The 20,897-nt window shown below is 69.5% G+C and carries 19 protein-coding genes; 9 read left to right on the top strand and 10 right to left on the bottom strand.

Going from position 1 to position 20,897, the window contains the following annotated elements; genetic code table 11:
• Positions 1-164: 164 nt before the first annotated feature.
• Together VGB24_RS17735 and VGB24_RS17740 are read left to right on the top strand one after the other, a co-directional pair.
• Positions 165-1,709 (top strand): FAD-dependent oxidoreductase, encoded by a 1,545-nt coding sequence (locus VGB24_RS17735; RefSeq protein WP_331074282.1) that lies wholly within the window; start codon positions 165-167, stop codon positions 1,707-1,709.
• Complete coding sequence (locus VGB24_RS17740; protein WP_331074283.1) at positions 1,706-2,368, top strand: HAD family hydrolase; 663 nt, start codon at positions 1,706-1,708, stop codon at positions 2,366-2,368. Before VGB24_RS17735 ends, VGB24_RS17740 begins: the two co-directional genes overlap by 4 nt.
• Positions 2,369-2,437: 69 nt before the next feature.
• Here VGB24_RS17740 and VGB24_RS17745 read toward each other — a convergent pair whose 3' ends face one another.
• Genes VGB24_RS17745 through VGB24_RS17755 form a run of 3 tightly spaced genes read right to left on the bottom strand, consistent with a single transcriptional unit; the run spans position 2,438 to position 5,185 of the window.
• Positions 2,438-3,217 (bottom strand): SDR family oxidoreductase, encoded by a 780-nt coding sequence (locus VGB24_RS17745; protein WP_331074284.1) that lies wholly within the window; start codon positions 3,215-3,217, stop codon positions 2,438-2,440.
• A gap of 15 nt (positions 3,218-3,232) precedes the next feature.
• Positions 3,233-3,499 carry a UBP-type zinc finger domain-containing protein gene (locus tag VGB24_RS17750; RefSeq protein ID WP_331074285.1) on the bottom strand — a complete coding sequence of 89 codons (267 nt, stop codon included), beginning with the start codon at positions 3,497-3,499 and terminating at the stop codon, positions 3,233-3,235.
• A gap of 30 nt (positions 3,500-3,529) precedes the next feature.
• Positions 3,530-5,185: an FAD-dependent oxidoreductase gene (locus tag VGB24_RS17755; protein WP_331074286.1), complete on the bottom strand. Its 1,656-nt coding sequence runs from the start codon at positions 5,183-5,185 to the stop codon at positions 3,530-3,532.
• 170 nt (positions 5,186-5,355) lie between these two features.
• Here VGB24_RS17755 and VGB24_RS17760 point away from each other — a divergent pair, with 170 nt between their 5' ends.
• The 4 genes from VGB24_RS17760 to VGB24_RS17775 all read left to right on the top strand — a co-directional run bounded on the left by VGB24_RS17760 (position 5,356) and on the right by VGB24_RS17775 (position 8,395).
• A complete protein-coding gene (locus tag VGB24_RS17760) occupies positions 5,356-5,886 on the top strand; it encodes a DinB family protein (RefSeq protein ID WP_331074287.1) in 531 nt (176 codons plus the stop codon).
• Positions 5,887-5,970: 84 nt separating this feature from the next.
• Positions 5,971-7,047, top strand: a complete 1,077-nt coding sequence (locus VGB24_RS17765; protein WP_331074288.1) for a DUF294 nucleotidyltransferase-like domain-containing protein — start codon at positions 5,971-5,973, stop codon at positions 7,045-7,047.
• Entirely contained in the window at positions 7,047-7,751 is a 705-nt protein-coding gene (locus tag VGB24_RS17770; protein ID WP_331074289.1) for a hypothetical protein, read from the top strand. The genes VGB24_RS17765 and VGB24_RS17770 overlap by 1 nt, the downstream gene beginning before the upstream one ends.
• Before the next feature lie 224 nt (positions 7,752-7,975).
• Positions 7,976-8,395: a response regulator gene (locus VGB24_RS17775; RefSeq protein WP_331074290.1), complete on the top strand. Its 420-nt coding sequence runs from the start codon at positions 7,976-7,978 to the stop codon at positions 8,393-8,395.
• Positions 8,396-8,604: 209 nt separating this feature from the next.
• Here VGB24_RS17775 and VGB24_RS17780 read toward each other — a convergent pair whose 3' ends face one another.
• The 5 genes from VGB24_RS17780 to VGB24_RS17800 form a co-directional block, all read right to left on the bottom strand.
• Positions 8,605-9,801, bottom strand: coding sequence for a hypothetical protein (locus VGB24_RS17780; protein WP_331074291.1), 1,197 nt, complete (start codon positions 9,799-9,801; stop codon positions 8,605-8,607).
• A 101-nt stretch (positions 9,802-9,902) separates the two neighbouring features.
• Positions 9,903-11,093, bottom strand: a complete 1,191-nt coding sequence (locus VGB24_RS17785) for an OmpA family protein (protein WP_331074292.1) — start codon at positions 11,091-11,093, stop codon at positions 9,903-9,905.
• A 556-nt stretch (positions 11,094-11,649) separates the two neighbouring features.
• Positions 11,650-12,213, bottom strand: a complete 564-nt coding sequence (locus VGB24_RS17790) for a hypothetical protein (RefSeq protein WP_331074293.1) — start codon at positions 12,211-12,213, stop codon at positions 11,650-11,652.
• Between the two features lie 165 nt (positions 12,214-12,378).
• Complete coding sequence (locus VGB24_RS17795; protein WP_331074294.1) at positions 12,379-12,837, bottom strand: hypothetical protein; 459 nt, start codon at positions 12,835-12,837, stop codon at positions 12,379-12,381.
• A gap of 9 nt (positions 12,838-12,846) precedes the next feature.
• On the bottom strand, positions 12,847-14,073 hold the full coding sequence (locus tag VGB24_RS17800) for a DUF6973 domain-containing protein (RefSeq protein ID WP_331074295.1): 1,227 nt from the start codon (positions 14,071-14,073) through the stop codon (positions 12,847-12,849).
• Between the two features lie 258 nt (positions 14,074-14,331).
• Here VGB24_RS17800 and VGB24_RS17805 point away from each other — a divergent pair, with 258 nt between their 5' ends.
• Both VGB24_RS17805 and VGB24_RS17810 read left to right on the top strand, forming a co-directional pair.
• Positions 14,332-15,564 carry a GAF domain-containing sensor histidine kinase gene (locus VGB24_RS17805; RefSeq protein ID WP_331074296.1) on the top strand — a complete coding sequence of 411 codons (1,233 nt, stop codon included), beginning with the start codon at positions 14,332-14,334 and terminating at the stop codon, positions 15,562-15,564.
• A 243-nt stretch (positions 15,565-15,807) separates the two neighbouring features.
• Positions 15,808-17,082 (top strand): hypothetical protein, encoded by a 1,275-nt coding sequence (locus VGB24_RS17810; protein ID WP_331074297.1) that lies wholly within the window; start codon positions 15,808-15,810, stop codon positions 17,080-17,082.
• Between the two features lie 2 nt (positions 17,083-17,084).
• Here the strand turns inward: VGB24_RS17810 and VGB24_RS17815 are convergent, their stop codons facing one another.
• Positions 17,085-17,312, bottom strand: coding sequence for a hypothetical protein (locus VGB24_RS17815; RefSeq protein ID WP_331074298.1), 228 nt, complete (start codon positions 17,310-17,312; stop codon positions 17,085-17,087).
• A 209-nt stretch (positions 17,313-17,521) separates the two neighbouring features.
• Between VGB24_RS17815 and VGB24_RS17820 the strand changes: the two genes are divergently transcribed.
• Positions 17,522-17,890: a hypothetical protein gene (locus VGB24_RS17820; protein ID WP_331074299.1), complete on the top strand. Its 369-nt coding sequence runs from the start codon at positions 17,522-17,524 to the stop codon at positions 17,888-17,890.
• 143 nt (positions 17,891-18,033) lie between these two features.
• Here the strand turns inward: VGB24_RS17820 and VGB24_RS17825 are convergent, their stop codons facing one another.
• Positions 18,034-20,742, bottom strand: a complete 2,709-nt coding sequence (locus VGB24_RS17825; RefSeq protein WP_331074300.1) for a DUF5916 domain-containing protein — start codon at positions 20,740-20,742, stop codon at positions 18,034-18,036.
• Positions 20,743-20,897 lie beyond the last annotated feature (155 nt).

A 20,897-nucleotide genomic window follows, 5' to 3' on the forward strand; every position in this document is an offset into this window, starting at 1 on the left:
CGCCGTCACCCTCCACGCGCTTCTCCCTTCCGCAGTGGCCTTCGTGCCCCCTGTGTGAGACCCCTCGTCAGCGTCGTACGATGATTGCACAACGCCTCGCTCCCGCCGCCGGAACCACGGACGGAGGCGGCCCAGGTGCGTCCTATCGTACGAGGAGGAGCGGGATGGAATCGACGGAACAGTCGGTGTCGGTGTGGGAGGTCACGCGGGCGCAGCGCACGACCGCGCCCCTGCACGGCGACGCGGAAGCGGACGTGTGCGTGATCGGCGCGGGGATCGCGGGAATGACCACGGCCTACCTGCTGGCCAAGGCGGGGCGGCGGGTGATCGTGCTGGAGAAGGATGCCGTGGGCGCGGGCGAAACGGGGCAGACCACGGCCCACCTTTCCAGCGCCATGGACGACTACTTTCACGTGCTGGAAGGCGTGCACGGCGAGCAGGGCAGCCGCATCGCCTTCCAGAGCCACCAGGCCGCCATCGAGCAGATCGGCGCCATCGTGGCCGCCGAGGGCATCGACTGCGACTACGAGCGCGTGGAAGGCTACTACTTCCTGGACCCCAGCAAGTCGGTGGACTTCTTCGAAAAGGAGCGCGACGCCGCCCGCCGCGCCGGCGCCGCGCCGGAGATCGTCGAGCGCATTCCCGGCGTGCCGTTCGACAGCGGCCCGGCGCTGAAATTCCCCAACCTGGGCCAGTTCAACGCGCTGAAGTACCTGTCTGGCCTGGCCGACGCCACGGAGCGGCTGGGCGGGCGCATCCACACCGGCACCCACGTCACCGGCGTGGAGGGCGGCGACCGCGTCACCGTGTCGGGCGCGGGGTTCAGCGTGACGGCGGGCGCGGCGGTGGTGTGCACCAACCCGCCGATCCACGACCGCTTTGCCCCGCACAGCAAGCAGGCGCCCTACCGCACCTACGTGGTGGCGGCCCGCGTGCCCGCCGGCTCCATCGCCCGCGGGCTGTACTGGGACACGCTGGAGGCCTACCACTACGTTCGCCTGGCACCGGCCGAGGGAGACCCGGCCCACGAGTGGCTGATCGTGGGCGGCGAAGACCACAAGCAGGCGCACGAGGACGACACGCACGACGAGCACTGGGGCAACCTGGAGGCGTGGACGCGCGAGCGGTTCCCCATGGCGCAGTCGTTCGAGCTGCGGTGGAGCGGAATGGTGATGGAGCCGGCGGACTACATGGGCTTCATCGGGCGAGACCCGGGCGGGCGCCAGAACGTGTACATCACCACCGGCGACTCCGGCCAGGGGATGACGCACGGCACCGTGGGCGGAATGCTGAACGCCGATCTTGTCCTGGGCCGGCCCAACGCGTGGGAAACGCTGTACGATCCCAAGCGCAAGACGATCTCGAAGGACTCCGTGATGGAGTTCGTGCACGAGAACGTGGACGTGGCGCTGCAGATGACCCGCCATGCCCCCGTCGGCGGCGACGCGAAGTCCGAGGCGGAGATCGCGCCCGGGCAGGGCGCCGTCATCCAGCGCGGGCTGCACAAGGTGGCGTGCTACCGCGATGAGCAGGGCGGTGTGCACGAGATGTCGGCCGTGTGCACGCACCTGGGCTGCATCGTCCGCTGGAACGGCGCGGAAAGCAGCTGGGACTGTCCCTGCCATGGCTCGCGCTTCGCACCGCTGGGCGAGGTGCTGACGGGACCTGCCATCGGCCCGCTGAAAAAATTGGACGGAGACAAGGAATGAAGCCTCGCGCGGCCCTGCTGGACGTGGACGGCACCCTGATCGACAGCAACGACGCACACGCGCAGGCGTGGGTGGACGTCTGCGCCGAGTTCGGCTACGAGGTGGAGTTCGGCCGCGTGCGCCGAATGATCGGCATGGGGGGCGACAAGGTGCTGCCGGAGCTCACCGGGCTTTCGGACGAGGAGGGGACGGGGGCGGAGATCAAGGAGCGGCGCGGCGAGCTCTTCCGCGAGCGCTTTCTCCCCACGCTCAAGCCGTTTCCGCAGGCCAGGGAGCTGATCCAGCGGATGCGCGACGCGGGGCTGACCATCGTCGTGGCCACCTCGGCCAGCAAGAAGGACATGGGCGGGCTGCTGAAGCAGGCGGGGATTGCGGACCTGATCGAGGAAAAGACCTCGTCCAGCGACGCGGAGCACTCTAAGCCCGATCCCGACATCATCGAGGCGGCCGTGGAAGCCGCCGGGTGCCCGCCCGGCGAAGCGGTGATGCTGGGCGACACGCCGTACGACGTGACCGCGGCCAAGCGGGCCGGCGTGCGCTGCGTGGCGCTTACCTGCGGCGGATGGAGCGCCGAAGAGCTGCACGAGGCGGTCGCCGTCTACGCCGACCCGGCCGACCTCCTGGCCCGCTTCGACGAGTCGCCGTTCGCCCGCGGCTGACGCGAACCGTCGATCGACGACGAACGGCCCCGGTGCAAGCCGGGGCCGTTCATCGTTCCCTCCCCTGACTCAGCCTCGGCTGATCGACCCGCGCAGCCACTCCTCCCAGGTCACCGTCCCCCGCTCGCCATCCACCAGCGTTCCCTTCCCCGCCCGGATGGACGCGGCCAGGGCGCCTGGGAGCGGCAGGTGAACGGTGGGCTTGCTGACCCCGCGCGCCGCCTTCCACGCTGGCGCCATCTCGCCGAACGTCTGCACGCGCGGCCCGCCGAAGTCCGGCAGCCGCCCGCGGGGCCCATCCCGCAACGCGCGCACGAGCCGGTCCGCCGTCTCGCCCGTATCCACGCTCTGCACGTGGAACGTCGTGGGCACGGGCATCACCAGCGGCACGCGCGCCATGCCGGCCAGCATGCCGTCGATCAGCGAGTGGAACTGCGTGGCGCGGAGGATGGAGTACGGCACGCCACCATCAACGACCATCCGCTCCGCCTGCAGCTTGGAGCGATAGTAGGCGAACGGCATCTGGTCGATGCCCACGATGGACACGTAGACGAAGTGGCCGGTCCCCGCCTCGCGCGCGGCCTCGACCAGCCGGCGGGTGCCCTCCACGTCCACCGCCACGTGGCGCTTGGGATCGCTCGCGGCGTGGATGACGACGTTTGCCGCGACCAGCGCCTCCCGCAGGCCTTCGCCCGACTCCATGTCCATGCGCGCCCACTCGCGCCCGGCGGGCAGGTCCGCGGGACGCGCGCCGCGGCTGCCGACGCGCACCGTGTGCCCGGCCGCCTCCGCCGCGCGCACGACCTCGCGCCCCAGCCCGCCCGTGCCGCCGGTCAGCAGGATCTTCATCCGCGGCTCCTCATCTCAGACCTCGACCGGCACGCGGTCGACGAAGCACCACGACCAGTCCTCGCCCGGCTCGGCGGAGGTGACGATGGGGTGCTGCGTTTCGTGGAAGTGCCTGGTGGCGTGGCGGTTGGGCGACGAGTCGCAGCAGCCCACGTGTCCGCAGGTGCGGCACAGGCGCAGGTGAACCCATCCCGAGCCGGACTGCAGGCACTCCTCGCAGCCGCCCGGCGTCCGCGGCTTTACGTCCTGCACGGCGTTCAGGTGCGTGCACGTATCCTCCATCAGGGTCTCCCTCGCTGAATGTCGGTTTCGTCAGACGGCCGCGCCGATGTGGGCGTGCACGAAGCTGATGGCCATGGAGCCCTCGCCCACGGCCGAGGCCACGCGCTTGACCGATCCGGCGCGGACGTCGCCCGCGGCGAACACGCCGGGCAGGCTGGTTTCCAGGAAGTACGGGGCGCGCGCGGCCTCCTTCCAAGCATCCGCGGACAGGCCGTCGCGCTTCGTCTCTTCGCCGGTGAGCACGAAGCCGTTGCGGTCCAGCTCCACGCACCCGCTCAGCCACGCCGTGCGCGGCTGCGCGCCGATGAACAGGAACAGGGCGCGGGTGGGGATCACCTTTTCCTCATCCACCCCGGCGTAGCGAAGGCGAACCTCTCGCAGCGCGCCGTCGCCGTCCACGGCGGAAACCTGGCAGGCCTGGTGGACGGTGATGTTGGGCGTGCGCTCCACCCGGTCTACCAGGTAGCGCGACATGCCCTTGCCCAGGTCGTCGCCCCGGATGACCACGTTCACCCGGGCGGCGTGCCGCGACAGGTACATGGCCGCCTGCCCCGCGGAGTTGCCGCCCCCCACGATGACCACTTCTTCGCCCCCGCACAGCCGCGCCTCCATCTCCGTGGCCGCGTAGTACACGCCCGCGCCCTCCAGCTGGCGCAGGTTGGGGATGCCCAGCGTGCGGTACTCGGCGCCGCTGGCCACCAGCACGCAGCGGGTGACCAGCCGCGAGCCGTCGTCCAGCGTCACCAGGCGCAGGCCGCCCTGCCTGCCCAGCCGCACGGCCGATTGGGGGACGGAAATGCGGGCGCCGAACTTCTGCGCCTGCAGCAGCGCATTGCGGGCCAGCTCGGGGCCGGAGATGCCCGCGGGAAAGCCCAGGTAGTTCTCGATGCGCGAACTGGTGCCGGCCTGCCCGCCCACCCCCTCGCCCTCCACCGTCAGCACGCGCAGCCCCTCGGAGGCGGCGTACACGGCGGCCGCCAGCCCGGCGGGCCCGGCGCCGACCACGAGCAGGTCGAACACCTCGCCCTCGGCCACGTGCGCCTCGAGCCCCATGTAGTGCGCCAGCTCCGGGATGCTGGGGTTGGCCAGCAGCTCGCCGCCCCGCCCCACCACGATGGGCGTCTGCTCCGGCAGCACGTGAAAGCGGCAGAGCAGCTCCTCGGCGAGCGGGTCCTGCTCCACGTCTACCCAGGTGAACGGGATGTTGTTGCGGCTGCAGAACTCGCGGATGGCGTGCGCCTGGGGGGAGAAGCGCGAGCCGATGATCTGCATCCCCCGGTAGCCGTCGCTCAGCAGCAGCTGCCGGCGCATGAGGAAGGCGCGAAGCAGCACCTCGCTGATTTCGGGGATCTCGCGGATCACCCGGCGCAGCCCGTCGGAATCGAGCTCCAGCACCTGGCCCGGCCCCAGCATCTGCGCGCGCACCAGGCTGCTGCGGCCGGAAAGCATGTCGACGTCGCCGCTGAACTCGCCGGGGCGGTGCACGGTGATGCGGCGCACCTCGTCGCCCGAGGGGTCCACGATCTCCATCTCGCCCTCGAGCACCACGAAGAACGCCATCCCGCGCGCACCCTCTTCCCACAGCGTTTCTCCGGCGCTGACGTACCGCAGCGTTCCGCGGGGCCGCAGCGCATCGATCTGCGCCGCGGTGAGCGTGGGAAAGGCGATGTCGTGATCGGTGATCATGGCGGTGCCGAACGGGATGGGACGCAAGGCTGACGCGATGAGAATACATCGTGCGGAGGGCGCTGTACAACGGGGCTGGCGCCGCGGGCACCGGGAGCGCAACCTTTCCGCCGGCGCCGGAGTCAGTGATAGGAACTCCAGGCCCACGTCCACCCGCACCCCGCTAGCCCATGCGACCGATCCGCCTGCTGCTGCCCCTGCTGCTCGTCCTCGCCGCGACGGAGGTCCGCGCGCAGGCGGCGCCGCCGAACTTTCGCGACGAGTTCCTTCGCCAGTTCAACAACTCGATGATCAAGTTCATCGAGCTGGCCGAGGCCATGCCGGAGGACCGCTACGCGTGGAGCCCGGCGGAGGGTGTGATGCCGGTGGCCCGCGTGTACGCGCACGTGGGCCACTACAACTACTACTATCCCGCGTCGTCGATGGGCGTGGCCGCGCCGCGCGGGCTGGACGCCGACAGCGTGGAGAACCGCGCGCGCAAGGCCGAGGTGCTGGACCTGCTGCGCGGCTCGCACGAACACGTGCGGCAGGTGGTGCGCGGGATCAGCGACGAGCAGCTGGCGGCGACTACAAAGCTGTACGGCCGCGACGTGCCGCAGTGGTCGGTGCTGCTGCAGCTGCTGGCGCACATGAACGAGCACCTGGGCCAGTCCATCGCCTACGCGCGGATGAACGGCGTGGTGCCGCCCTGGTCGCAGTAACGGCGTATCGAGCGGAACCGTCGATCTCGCGGGGGGCGACCGACACTCTGTCCACGTTCCATCGTCCGTCGCTACATTGGGCGGATGAAACTGAACGAGCTGAGCCTTGCCGTCGAGCCCCCCGCCCCCGTGCTCCAGCTGCGGGACGCGTGCGGCGCCGAGTGGCCGAACATCACGGCTTCACGCGAGCGCTCGGCGGCCAAGCTCAAGGCCTTGAGGGTCCACCTCACCGCGACCGTCCCCCACGATACGACGCTGGTCGTGTTCGGCTCGCTCGCGCGCAACGAGTTCACAGCGGAAAGCGACGTCGACTGGACCCTCCTGGTGGACGGCGCCGCCAATCCGGAGCACTGGGACACCACGCAGCGAATCCGGGCAAAGCTCGGTTCGCTCGGCATCAATCCTCCGACGGCCGGCGGCGCGTTCGGAAGCCTTACCTTCAGCCACGACCTGATTCACAAGATCGGGGGTGACGACGACACGAACCAGAACACCACGCAGCGCCTGCTCCTTCTGCTGGAGTCGGCGTGCATCGGGCCCGGCCGGGCGTACGAGCACGTGGTGGAGAGCATCCTCACGCGGTACATCGAAGAAGATCTGCTGAGCCCCAACGACACCCCGTTCCGCGTTCCGCGATTCCTTCTGAACGACTTCGCGCGGTACTGGTGGACCATGGCCGTGGACTTCGCCCACAAGCGCCGCGTGCGCCAGGCCGACAAGTGGGCGCTCCGCACGACGAAGCTGCGCCTGTCGCGAAAGCTGCTGTACAGCGCCGGGCTGCTGAGCTGCTATTTATGTGGTGAACACTTCCGCGGCGCTCGCCGCAGCAACCCGTATCACGACGCGCGGCAGGTGACGCAGTTTCTCGCGCACCTCGTGAGAACGACGCCGCTGGACATCGTGGCGCGCGTCGTGCTAGATTCCTTCGGGGAAAGTTCGGTTGCGGGGCGGGCCATCTTCGACACGTACGACGAGTTCCTAGGCGTGATGAACGATTCGGGAAAGCGCGAAACGCTGGAGCGGCTGCGGCCAGAGGAGGCAGCGTCCAACGCGGTGTACCAGGAGGCACGCCAGTTGGGAACCAAGTTCCACGGTGCGGTGACGCGGCTGCTCTTTCAGGAGCCGCTGCGGGAGTTCACCATCCACTACGGGGTATTCTGATGGAGTGCATCGGCTTCTCTACCGGATCCATCGCGTGGTCGGATGCCCGTGCGGCGCTTGCCCTGCTGTTTGTTCATCAGACGGACGCCATCGAGCTCTCGGCGTTGCGCATCCATGAACTCGGTCCCCTGGTCGCCGACCTCCCCACGCTGCCGCTCGGCGGATACCACTACATATCCGTTCATGCCCCCAGCGCCTTTCCGCGTGCTCAGGAACGCGTCGTCGCACGGGCGCTCCGCCCTGTCGCCGAGCGCGGCTGGCAGGTGGTGGTTCACCCCGACACGCTGCACGACGCCGGGGTGTGGGCGGAGTTCGGAAGTACGCTTTGCGTGGAGAACATGGACCGCCGGAAGCCCATCGGACGGACGGCGGCGGAGATGCGCGCCGTGTTCGACCGGCTCCCCGAGGCGTCGTTCTGCCTGGACCTGGCCCACGCGCGCCAGTGCGACCCGTCCATGGGCGAGGCCGTTCGAATGGTGCGCGAGTTCGGCGAGCGGATCACGCAGGTTCACCTGAGCGAGCTGAACGAGCATAGCCGGCACGTGCGCCTGAGCGAGGCGGCAGCCGACGACTTCGAGCGCGTTGCGCCGCTCATCCCGCCCCACGTGCCCGTCATCATCGAATCGCCCGTACAGTCGTTCGAGATCAGCGCGGAACTCGAGATTTGCCTCCGCGCGATGGGGCGCTTGCCCGCGTACGCGTAACCGCCGGCGACGGGCCGCTTCTCGCGGCGCATTCCACACGCGACACGGGCGCGGAGACCAGCCGGTCTCCGCGCCCGTTCGCAGTTCCGTACCGCCAAAAGTTTCCGCTGATGAGCAGAACGGCTCATGATCGGCCATCGCGGCGCCGCTAGCTTCCCCGCACACCGAACATCTCCGGATGCGCGCCGTGGCGGCTGCCGGAAACGCGTCCGAATTGCGGCATCATGCAGCCCCTTTCCGTGTCCCCCGTCCGCGGCGAAGCGCTTCGCCCCGCCGCGATGGTGCTGGTGGTGGACGACAACGCCGCCGACCGCGATCTGCACTGCCTGGTGCTGCGCGCGATGGGGCTGAACGCCGTCGCGGCGGGGAGCGGGTGGGAGGGGCTGGTGTGCGCGCGCACCCTGCTTCCCGCCCTGGTGCTCACCGACATTCGCATGCCGGGGCTGGACGGCTGGGGGCTGGTGGAGCGGCTGCGCGCCGACCCGCGCACGGCGGCCATCCCCGTAGTGGTGGTGACCGGCGATACGGGCGAGACGCCACGCGCGCGGCTGGCGCTGGTCGCAGCGCTGCTGCAAAAGCCGCTGGATCGGGCGAGGTTCTGCGCCGCGGTGGATGCGGCGCTGCCCCCCCTGCCCGAGGGGTGATCCTCCCGGCGGGATCGCGAAGGATGCGGACCAGATCGTCCGCCGGGCGAAGCGAGGGCGGAGGCGCGGAGATCCTTTCTCCACGCCCCCACCCTTTCTTCGTGCCGCGGTTCCACCGATCGCCTGTTCCCTATGCGTACTCTCTGTTCTCGCTGCGCCCTCTGCGTGAAATGCAGTTCTGGTTACTCGGCGGATGCGCGGGCTCTTGCTCAGTTCGCGGTCGTCGCCTGCACGGCGGGGTCGATGACCGCCTGGTTTCGCGTGTACCAGGCGACGTTCGCACGGCGGCGGTCGCCAGCGGCGTTCGATCCCGCGGCGGCATCCAACGCCGCCGGGTTCGCGGCGAACATGTCGTCCGTGGCGGCCTCCCAGATCATCGTGACCACCTGGTTCCACTCCTCCGCCGTCAGCCCCGCCTGGCGCAGCGCGGAGGGAAGGCGCTCCGTGGTGGACTGCACGGCCGCGGCGCCGGCTTGGTTCACCCGCACCCCCAGCTCGCCACCCTCGCGCTGCGCCTCCACCTGCATGATCATCACGGCGCCGTCCAGGTCCGCGCAGGGGATGTAGGCATCGTACCCGGGCCTGCGGCCCTCGCGGGCGTCCCTGCCGATCTTGACCACCGCCGCGGGCCCGAAGCCGCGCGGATCGTTCATCATGATCAGCAGGCGGCCGTCGGGCGAGCGGACCTGGTATCCCAGGTCCCACTGCCCCGTCCAGCTCCAGCCCCGGCCGACGTAGAACGCGCGCGCCTCCTCCACCGACGTGCCCGTGAACACCGCGCTCACCATCAACCCGCCCATCGCCTCGGTCAGCCCCGCGCTGCACCCGGCCTGGTAGCGGGCGGACGCGGGCACCGCCGCCTGGGCCGAGAACGCGCGCACCTCGTCCATCGCGTGCACCTGGCCGGAGCGGATGCGCGCCACCCGCGCCTCCCCCGCTTCCGGCGAGGCGACGCTCCGAATGACGTCGATCTCCGCGCCCAGTTGACTAGTGCCGCGGCGCATGTCGGCCGCCTGCGCGCTGAGCAGGGGAAGGATCCACGCGAGGTCGGCGTCCACGAACGGCGTGGTGAGCGCCGCGCGGCGAGCCGGGCGAACGGGCAGGCTATCGGCTGCCGCCGCGTGCGATGCGGATTGCGATGCGCGGGCCGGCGCCCCCGGAGCTGGCGATGGCGCAGTGGCGGGCACGGGCTGCGCGGGATCGGCGGCAGCTGGGGACGAGCCCGGCCCGCGGATGCGACTCTCCACCGCGTTCGCGGCCTGGTCGACCACGCGGTCGGCCGCGTGCTCTACCTGCTGGCGGACGCGGGCACGGACGTGGGCCAGCAGCTGGGCCCGGGCAGGGGCCGCGTCGGCCCCGAGCGCGGCGGCGGCCGCCGCACCGATGAGAATATGCCTGATGTGCATGGGAATCTCGCCTCAATGGATGGCAGTCCGCCCCGGGAGCGGGGCGGACGGCGGGGATCGGTGGAGTGGCGCGGGCGACGGTCGCGCGCGCGTGGACTCGTCTACAGCCGCACCAGCTCCACGCGGCGGTTCTGCTGGCGCCCCTCGGGGGTGGTGTTGGGCACGGCCGGCTTCGTCTCGCCCAGGCCCTGGCTTTCCAGGCGCGCCGCGTCGATGCCGAAGCGTTCCACCAGGTACTGCCGCACCGCGGCGGCGCGGCGGGTGGAAAGCGACAGGTTCGCATCGTCGGCGCCCACGTCGTCGGTGTGCCCCTCCACCTTCAGGCGCAGATCGGCGTGGCCGCGCAGCATGTCGCCGATGCGCTGCAGCACGGGTGCGCTCTCGGGGCGGATGCGGTCGCTGCCCGTGTCGAACAGGATTCCCTGCACCGCCACGCGCCCATCCGCCGACAGCGCGTCGTACAGGTCGCGCCCGCCGGCCGCCACGCGGATGCTGGCGATGTACGCGCCCTCGTTGCCCGCCACCCCGCTGCCGGGGATGTTCACCACGATCTGCCGGCCGCGTCCCACGTCGAAGTTGGGTGCGTTGGCCACGCGCGTGCCCAGCACGTACATCTTGGTGTAGCGCCCGTCGCCCATCAGCCGCACGAAGAAGGGCACGTTGGGCTGGTAGCCCTGGAACCCGCCCTGAGTGGAGCGGCTGTCCTGCGTGTTCAGCCCCGCCACCGTGCGGAAGTTGGTGCCCACGTGAAAGGTGGCGCGCGCCTTTCCGTCGCGGTCGTAGCCGTGCTCGCCTTCGGCCAGGTAGATCTCGGCCAGGCTGGCTTCGGCGGCCATGTACTCGATCTCCAGCGTGAACCGCTCGGGGAGCGCCTCGCTGAGCGGGATGGCGAACTTCAGGTCTTCGGCGGCGCGCAGGTAGCGGCGCCCGCCCACCTCGGCCACTTCGCCGTTGCCTTCCAGCAGCTCCAGCCGGCGGGGAAAGTCGCCCACGTTGTCGCGGGTGAAGTCTTCGGCGAAGAGCACCCGCTCGCCCGGCACGAAGTCGAAGTTCACGAACGCCACGGGCGCACCCTGCGCGGCCGGTGCATCCGCCTGGTCGGCGCCGGCTTCCTGGCCTTGGGCCTGCGCGGGCGCGGCCTGCCCGCCTCCGCCAACCGCCCCGCGCACCTGGTCTGCGCCCTGCCGCACGCGGTCGCGAAGGCGTCCGAGCTGCGCGTGGGCCTGGTCTACGGGGAGCACGGCCCCGAGCGCTGCGAGGGCGAAGATGGCCGCCCGAAACCGATGGTTCATGGGTTCTCCTGGATGGATGTCGTTCCGGTCCTGTGAGCTTGCGGCGCGCGGAAATCCGTCCGCGCCGGGCTGCCACAATGCTACCGGATGCCAGGCGTACCAGCGTGAGCAGTTCTGCTCATCTTCACGGCCGCGCGGAACGAGCAGCCGACCCTCGCGGCCCTCGCGCACGTGGTTTACGCCTGCGCAGGTGGACGGCGTGCCGGTGAGCGTGCGGGTGGATGTGACGAGGGCCGGGGTGCGTGGATGAGACGAGGGCGCGGAGATCAGCCGATCTCCGCGCCCTCCGTTTGATGACAGGCCCCGTCGCTGCTCCGGCACTGGATGCGCCGCGCCCAATCCTGGTGTGTACCCCCTCTCCCACGCTGGTTGTGGGAGAGGGTCGCACGCGTGTCAGCGCGGCGGGGTGAGGGCCCCACGGCAGCCCAGGCCCCGGCTACGGTGAACGCTGCCGCGCCCTGAGTTGTACGCGGCCGCGGCTAGATCCTTCGGCCCGCGCAGGGTGTGCTGCGGGCGGATGCGGTGCGCCTGGGCCTCTCAGGATGACAGGCTGGCGCTACTCGGTCGGCTCCGGCGCGCGGTCCGGGGCCTCGCCGCCCAGCGCGCGGACGATCTCGTCCAGCTCCGGGTTGCCGTCGATGACGAACACCACGCCCGGCGTGTCGATCACGTCCGGCAGCGGCGTGCCGGGCACGGGCTCGCCCTGCAGCGTCATCAGCCCGGCGTGGTCGGTGCCCAGCTCCAGCTCGTCGGCAGAGCCCAGCATTCCCTCCGAAACCTCGCCGCGCAGCTTGCCGCGCGTGATCTTGGTGCCGTTGGGCAGCCGTACGCCGCTGCGGATGACGGGGTAGTACGCGCCCGCCGCCACGTTGTCGGCGCCGGTGACGATCTGCAGCCTCTGCTCGGTACCGTCGTTCACCACGCACACCTTCAGCCGGTCGGCGCTGGAGTGCTGGGTGACGGACTCCACGTGCGCCACTACCACGGGGCGCAGCAGCTCCGCCAGCGGCACCACGCGCTGCACCTCGTAGCCGGCGCCGCGAAGCAGCGCGGCGACCTCCTCCGGGTCGGCGGGCAGGTTGGGGATGCGGGAGTTCAACAAGGTCTGGCTGACGTTCACGCGCGCGCTCCATCCATCGTTGGCGATTCGACCGGGAGCCCCAAACGTACCGCCTCGCGGGCCGTCGCGGGAGCCCACGCGGCAAGCTCCATCGGCCATCCCTGCGCCACATGCTCCCGCCGACGATCCGGCCGGGAGCAATGTAAACACAGGGTCCGTTGGGTCCTACTGTGCCTTGCGCCGGATCTCGACCAACCGGTGAACGGCGACCGGGTAGTCGATGTAGCGGTCTCCCGGCCAGTTCGGCACTACCCCGGTCGCCGCGCCACCGAGGTAGAGGCCCTGGTAATCCGTCGAAACGACGAGGGTGTCGCCGACCGCAAGGTTCAGTGACTCGATGGAGGCAGTCAAATCACCGGTTTCTCCCAGAATAATCCGGTTCACATCATGAAAGGCGCCCGCGTCCAGGTAGCGAACGCGATCCAGGTAAATCCGCCGCAGCCGTCCCGCTTCCTCGGTGCCAGCCGGGTCACGCTGAAAGGACCGGATGATCACGGCTTCACTAACGACGTTTTCTTTCGCGGGCCTCTTCCCGTCGTACTCGCCGGCCAACCGGTCGATCAACTCGCACGCGGCCAGGGCAGGGATCGCCAGGAAGAGTGCAAACATGCGTAGTCGTTTCACGATACTCTCCTACTGATCGGGTACGATGAAGATGTATTTGGCCGAGGGCACCGGATCCGCAATCGCACGTGCCTGCGTTTCGGTGAGGGTTGTCGATTGAAGTGCCGAGAGGAACGTGCCGTTCTGCGGGTCGTCTATGTAGCAGCGAACCTTATGGCCCCACACGCCCCAGCTCCAGCGATCCCACAGCCAGTGTCCCCGAAAATGCTTGTACTTGACCTCACGACCGAGATCATTGTTGTGGTAGTCCATCACCCGCGCACCCCACACCCCGTTCCCCCATTCATTGGCATTCATGATCGCCTGGGCAACGGGACCGGAGCAGTACCTCCGCAGCATCACGTTGACATACACGTGACGGAACGCGTCCCGGCGGGTATCGCCCGGGATCAGGTTCGGGTAGTAGCTTTGCGACGCGCTCTCGGCACGCAGCTTGGAGAACAGGACCCGGGGGCCCAAGAACGCCGCCACGCCCAGCGGGATCGTGATCACCGGGCCCCAGACTTGGGCGGTTACCTCGCCGGGCCGTGAACCGGCCGCGGCCATGCGAATCAGCTCGTCCCGAGAATACTTTCCGCTGGTAGCGGCGATCTGGTACCCGCTTTCACCACGTGCAAGATCCTCGTAGTAGTACAGGAGATCGTTCTCGGCAGAGGTAGCCTGGAGGCTGTCCGCCTCCTCCTGGACCGTCGGGATGTACGTCTCATCCACGACGAACTCCTGCTGGGCGGTCCAACTCTGGTCGTCGTCGTAAACCACCGGTGTGCCGCCCCCGCCAGTACCACATTCGGGATCTTCGATGACCTGATACTCTTGCCCGGAGCACGGTTCCGTGCTCATCACACCCACGCCAGACTCGATCTCGTATTCACGCCAAGCACGGCGATACTGCTCCATCTCTACCACGGCCTCGCGCATCATGCCCGCGTATCCTCGCTGGGGATACAGTTCCCGCAGGCGCTTTTCCATGTACCGCTGGTACTTGGGGTTGTCGTCGTCGAGGCGGCGGATTCCGGCGTTCTGGTTCACGTACTCACGGAAGACGATGTACACCGCGATCGCCGGGTACGTAGGCGTCTTCATCACCAGACGGGGCGTCTGGACCGCTTCGTCGCGCGCGAGCGAGACGGTGCCCCTGCCGCTTGCCGTAGGCGCATCGGAGCACGCGCCAACGGCGAGCGGAACGAGCAGAGCCGCGGTCTTGCACAGGTCAACCCAGCAAGCCTTTGAATGCATTGTTCGATCGGATAAAGGAAAAACCACGTAACGTACCGTCCCGAAAGTAGCGCTTGGTTTACTTTACGTCAATATGCATGCGGAACGATTCCCGAACGCACCCGGGTGGAAAAGGATTTCGGGGCATGGGGACCGGCGCCAAAGTTGCTCCTGCCACGGAGCTTACGCCGCAACGGGAATCCGCTCCCCCGTATCTCGTCGTACGGATGGGTGGGGCGCCGCGCGGCGGTCCTTTCGCGCGCACGAACGCCGGCCGACATGAGCACTACCGTAGTCGATATCATCCAGAACCCGGAGCGGCTTGCGCGCCTGCGGGCCACCGGGCTGCTGGACGCACCCACCGACGCGGCGTTCGACCGGCTGACGCGCCTGGCCAGCCGGCTGCTGAATGCGCCGCTGGCCACGGTGACGCTGGTGGACAGCGACCGGCAGTTCTACATGAGCTGCGCAGGCATGCCGGAACCCCTCGCCACCGAACGCGCCACGCCGCTGGAGTTCTCGTTCTGCAAGCACACCGTCGTGCTCGGAAAGCCGCTGATCGTTCCCGACACGCGAGAGCACCCCATCGTGGGCCAGAACCCCGCCATCGCGCAGTTCGGGGTCGCCGCGTACGCCGGCATCCCGCTGCTCACGGCCGACGGGCACGCCATCGGAACGCTGTGCGTGATGGACTACGTGGTGCGGCACTGGACGGAGGACGACGTGCTGAACCTTACCGACCTGGCGGCGTCGGTGAGCACGGAGATCGAGCTGCGGATGGACCTGGCCGAGCGGGCCCGGGTGGAGGTGGAGCTGCAGCACACCGTGGGGATGCGCGACGAGGTGCTGGCCATCGTGTCGCACGACCTTCGCAACCCGGTGCACACCATTCAGCTCAGCGCGCAGTTCCTGCTGGACGAGCTTCCCGCGGACGACGGCCCCGTGCCGGTGCGCCGGCAGCTGGCCATCGTGCGGCGCGCCGCCCAGCAGATGGACCGCATGATCGGCGACCTGCTGGACGCGGCGAGCATCGCGGCCGGGCACCTGTCGATGGAGCCGCGCGCCGTCCAGGCCTCCGACATCCTGCGCGGCGCCTGCGAGGTGCTGCGGCCCATCGTGGAGGAAAAGGGGATCCGCTTTGCCTTCAGCGATGCGGGCGAGGGCGCCGTGCTGCGCGCCGACCCCGACCGGGTGCTGCAGGTGCTGGGGAACCTGGCGGGCAACGCGGTGAAGTTCACCGCCGCGGACGGCTGCATCACCCTGGGGCTCCGGGTAGAGGAGGGGAGCGCGGTGTTTTCCGTCGGCGACACGGGCCAGGGCATTTCACCCGAGCAGCTTCCGCACGTGTTCGAGCAGTTCTGGCAGGCGCGCCGGGCGGGGCGCCAGGGCACCGGGCTGGGGCTGACCATCGCGCACGGCATCGTGGCCGCGCACGGCGGTGGGATCGCCGTGGAAAGCACGCCGGGCGAGGGCAGCATCTTCTGGTTCACCCTGCCGCTCGCGGCGGCGTAGTCCGGCGTGTGTCCCTGGGGGTCAGTCGATCCCGTGAATCCTGTTCGCCCACCCCGCGCGCCTCGGGAGAAGCGTGGCCCGGACACCGGCTGGCCGGCTACCTGAGGCACCTGTCCCGCCATCAATGGCCCAGGCCCGTGCGGCACCCCGTCCCTTTTGTCTGGTTACGTGCTAGCCGGGCCGACAGCGTGCGCGTATGCTGTCCGGAATGGGTGGACGACAGGGGACACGCAAGGGCCATTCATGGGCGAGCGGCACGCAATTCCGCAGCATCCCGGCTGGCGCCGCGCCGAGGCGCAGATCTTCGACGAGGTGCCCGAGGCGCTGGCGCTGGTGCTGTGGCAGGGACTTCGGCACCTGCGGGCATGGCTGCAGACGCCCGCGCCGCGTCGGGCGGATCTGTTTCACCCGTTCCCCCGGCTTGCGGCCGAATCGCGGCTGCGGGATGCGCGCGCGGCGGCGCCGGAGCTACGCGCGGCGCTCGACGGGCTGCTGGCCATCACGCGCTCGCCCCTCACGGCCGCCGAGCGCGACGTGGCGGCGGCGTGCGCTCAGATCGCGCGCTGGGCCGAGCGGAACGGGCATGCGCAGACGGCCATCCTGTTCGCCGAGGCCGCCGCGGTGCTCGACGGCTCCGACCCTGCGTTCGCCAACCACGCCGGGCGCCTGACGCGCAACGCCGGCGAGTTCGCGCGCGCCGACCTCTGGTTCCAGCGCGCCATCGGGCTGGCGCGGGGCGCGGACGCCAGCGTGGAGTACACGCGGGCGCAGTTGGGCTACGGCAGGTTGTGGCACACGCTTGGGGACGTGGAGCGTGCCCGCAAGCACTACAACCGCGGCTCGGTCGCGGCCATGCGCCAGGGCCTGGAATGGCTCGCCGCCGAGGCGCAGCACGATCTGATGGCGTTCTTGACAGAGTACGGGTTGTTCGAAGCGGCGGAGCTTCACGCGCGTCGAGCTCTGGCTTGGTATCCGAAACGGCATCACCGATTCCCGCTGTTCGTAGCGGACCTCGTGTACCTTTTCCTTCGTGAATCGCACTATGAAGCCGCCTCGCGGCTCGCCCGCGCCGCATTCCGGACGGCCCGGCACCCGGGACAGCGGCTTGTGATCGCAGCGCAATACCTACGCGCCAAAGTGGGCTCGGGTGACGCTCAGTCCCTCAACACGTCTCGCAGGCGAATCCTACGAATACTCGAGGAACATCCGGAGTACGAAATCGTCGTCCGCATCCATTTAGCCGAGGCCAATTCCCACGCCAGATTGTGGGACGCAGCGGAAGATGATGCCCGCATAGCACTGGACCGAGCCATACGCGACGATGATGACCTACCCGCTTCGCTAGCTCGCGAACTATTGCAGAGAATCGCCGGCCGCATCCCGCCACCCGGCAACCAAGCTCGAACTGACCACGCGTTCGCGATGTTCGTCGACGCAGTCAGCGAGCGCATTGGGAATTGGCGGCCCGCCCCAACAATCGAGTCGCGATCTTCCGTCCGGAGAGGCTGGGTCGCGTAGGATCAGTTCCCCGACCCGAATGTCATCCCGCCTGATGCCTCGCTGCTGGCGGTCCCAGATTCGGTGGTTGAAGTCGTGTCCTGCCCAGCGTCGCGGTTTCCCGATCCAAAGAGGAACCCGGTGTTTTCACTCGCCTGACCGGGTTCGATCCCGGCGGGTGAATCGGAGGTGCAGGCGGCCAGGGCGGCGCAGAGCAGCGCCGCCGGGATGAGCGCGCGAGTGATCTTCATGAGAACTCCGTTCGCGTGGGGACGACGCCAGGAGGGCGCGCGCGAACGATAACCGGACCATACTTGAGCCGCCAGCATCGACGGGGAACGCCGCCATCCCGCCGTCACCCCGGCGCTGATGGCGGACCGCGAGTTCTCCGTATCCGCCAGAACGCGATACACTCGTAGCCAGGTTCGACGATCCGCACGTCCCCGGCAGACGAGAGCACATGAGCGAGGGCCCCGAAGAGATCTCCGTGGATGCGCTGCGCGCCTACGTGCGCGAGCGGTCGGCCAGCACGTCCATCCGCGCGGTCGCCCAGGAGATTGGGGTAGGGCACAGCACCCTGTACAAATTCATCGGAGGAAGCACGCCGCGGGCTCGCGTGCGTGCGCGGCTGCTTGCGTGGTACGTGCGCGAGCGTCGCGGGCGGGAGCCGTCGCAGGTGGCCGCGGCCCGCGAGCTGTTGTCGGACCTTCCCCGCCTGGAGAAGACGCGGGCCGTCGCCGTGCTGGCCGACTCGCTGGAGTACATCTACGCCACCGCGCGCCAGCCCGCGCCCTGCTGGCTGGCGCTGGTGCGCAAGCACCCGTGGTGAGCCGAGCCGAGCGCGCAGCGCTGTACAAGGCTCACCAACTACCCACCCGCTCCACCCGCGTCGGCGTGAAGTCTCGGACCACGTAGCCGCGCCCTTCGGTGCCATCCCCAAAGTACCGCAGGAGTCCCGAGGTTCGCGCTCCCTCACCTTCCGATCCAGTAGCTGGCTTTCACCTGGAAGACGTTCACCGGCCGGTCGCGGAAGAGCGCGGAGCGCTCGCGGCTGAAATCGAAGTCGCCGAATGGGTCCGAGCCGGAGCGCTGCTGCGTCCACACGAAGAAGAGCGTCGAGCCCGGACGATACTCCCACCGCACCACCGCCGTTCCGCGCAACGAGCGGACGTTGAAGTTGGGGTTGGCGACCTCGAACCCCGCCGCGGGGCCGGTGCCGTCGGGGTCCACGAGGTACCGCGTGACCCGGCCCGTGGTGTCGCGGACCTCGCTCATCGTTCCCACGTCCCTCCCGTAGACCAGCGCGTCGGTGGTGCGCGGTGCCCGGTACTCGTTCAGGTCGCTGTAGCTGCCGCTCGCGAGGAGCGGCTGGGCGAACAGCTCGAGCGTCAGGTTGGGGGTGAAGGTCGCGTTGATGCGCGCGTTCATCGACAGGTTGTGCTGTTCGAGCCGCCCGAACACGCTCCGCACCCCGCCGAACTGCTTCGCCGTGGAATCCGCGATGTTGGTGACGAACGCCCGCGGGTCCACGTCCCACAGATACGACGGGCCCAGGCTGATGCGGATGTTCTCGGCCGGCTTGAGCACCAGGCTGGCGTTCCCCGTGACGAACCCGCCGTCGTCGGAGATGTTGGGGCCACCCTGCCCGCCCACCGTCCAGCTCACCCGCTTGCGGGTGTCGCCGCTCACCGTCGTCGAGAAGAGGTGGTACCCGGCGCTGCGGACGATCACCCCGCCACGGGTGCGGTACGGGTCGTACGTCGGCGGGTGGGTGATCACCAGGCCTCGTGCCTGGACGTAGTTGCGGAAGGTGATCTCCCCCGCGATCCCCCCCTGCAGGTCGGTGCGGTCGCCGTCGTAGTTGAGCTGCTGCTGCGCGGAGACGGTCAACGCCGCCCCGCGGTACCAGCGGGTGGGGTTCGTCCAGCTCCGCAGGACGCTGGCCTGCATCCACCGGAAGTCGGTGCGGGTGAGCGCGGCCAGGTCGTTCACCTCGAAGCCCGGGCTCCGCCAGTTCTGCGCGGTCTCCCACCGCCAGTTCCCGCTCTCCTTGGCGATCCGGGCGTACACCCCGTAGCCGCGCAGCGAGGTGCGGGCAGGATCGTAGCGGATGTCGAAGAGCCCGTCGCTGGTGGCCTTGCGGTCCGGGCGCTGAAAGTAGTGGGCGCTGGTGCGCTGGGTGCGCCGGAGCGCGCCGCTGTCTCCGGCCACGTTCGAGAACGCCACCTGTCCCGTGAACGAGTAGCCGCGCCCGCCCCAGTAGTGCTGGATGTCGGCGCCGGCGGCCTCGGCCCGGTGATGAAGCCGGCTGGTCAGCGCCGGGTCGCTCATGAACCGGCGGGTCATCGTGGTGATGAAGCCGATCCGCGTGTCGCCGTTCCGCAGGTCCTGCCGCACCCGGCCCACCAGGTAGTTGGTCATGGGCTCGATCTCGCGGCTGGCCGGTTCGTCCGTCGGCGTGGCCTGGGGAACGTAGCGCGCCGTGACCCCGTCCGTGAGCGCCTCGAGCACGGCGACGGAGAGCCCGCCCCTGGTGCGGCCCGTGATCTTTGCGGCCCCCAGGATGGTCGCCGCGTCCGCGAAGTCGGCGTAGTTCCCCGGCTGCACCAGACCGGCGAGCTGCGGCGCCCGTCCGATCCGGCGCGTGTAGAACAGGTTGAGGCCCGACGCGTTGCTGCAGAGGTAGCAGCTCACCCCTCCGAACGAGAATCCCCCGGCGTTGGCCACGAAGAAGGGCCGCTTCTCCTGGAAGGTCGTCTCGAAGGCCGACAGGTTCACCACGGCCGGGTCCACCTCCACCTGCCCGAAGTCGGGATTCACCGTGGCATCCAGCGTAAAGCTGGAGCTCAGGCTGTAGCTGAGGTCGCCGCCGGCGCGCGTGCCCAGCTCCCGCCGGCTGCGGAACGGATTGCCGGCGGGCGGCTCCGCAAAGGTGCCCTTCTGCACCAGGTACGGCAGCAGCTCCAGGCGCCGCGGCTGCGCCGCCAGGGCCAGGCCGGTCACCGTGCCGAAGTATCCGGGTCCCCCCGGCTCGTTCCTCCGCCAGAACGCCCACATGCTCGACTCGTTGCGCCGCGCCAGCGTCCGCCACACCTGCAATCCCCAGCTCTGCAGCGAATCGCGGGGAAAGCGGAGCTGGGAGAGGGGAATCTTGAACTCGGCGGTCCACCCCAGGGAATCGACGCGCGACGCACCCTCCCATACGGGATCGTAGGAGGCATCCGAGTTCAGCCGGTCGCCCTTTACGCCCAGCGGGTTCAGCTCGAACCAGACGCTCGTCTGGCGGTCGCGGTAGGGATCGAGCACCACCGCGATCTTGTCGGAGGCGTTGTCGTTGAGCAGCTGGTCGCGCCGCACCAGCAGCTTGCGCACCCCCGAGGGCCCCGCGGAGTCGAACATCCGGGCGCCGACGTACACCGCGCTCGCGTCGTACAGCAGGCGGATCTCCGTGCGCTCGGTGGGCGCCGCTCCTTCGTCCGGCTGCTGCTGGCGGAAGTCGCCGGCCACCTCCGCCGCCATCCACGCGGCATCGTCGAGCCGCCCGTCGATGACGATCGCGGAACTCCGGGCAACGGCGCGGACGGCGGGCCGGGGGTCGTTCTGCGACCCGGGCACCGGGGCCTGTGACACGAGCGGGGCGGAGACGAGGAGCGCGACGGCCGCGAGGGTTCCAGCATGCATGGCAGCGGGGGATTCGGGACGTCCAGGCGGGCGAAGGAAGGGCCGCGGGTTCGGCCGCGCCGGGAGTATGGGTCCGGCCCGAATCCATCGCAACCGAGCCACGGCGGCGGGGGGGTGTCGGCGGCGTGGGGGAGGCGTATTGTTAGCCATCCTTT

It is taken from the genome of Longimicrobium sp. (genome assembly GCF_036399935.1).
GTDB lineage: Bacteria > Gemmatimonadota > Gemmatimonadetes > Longimicrobiales > Longimicrobiaceae > Longimicrobium.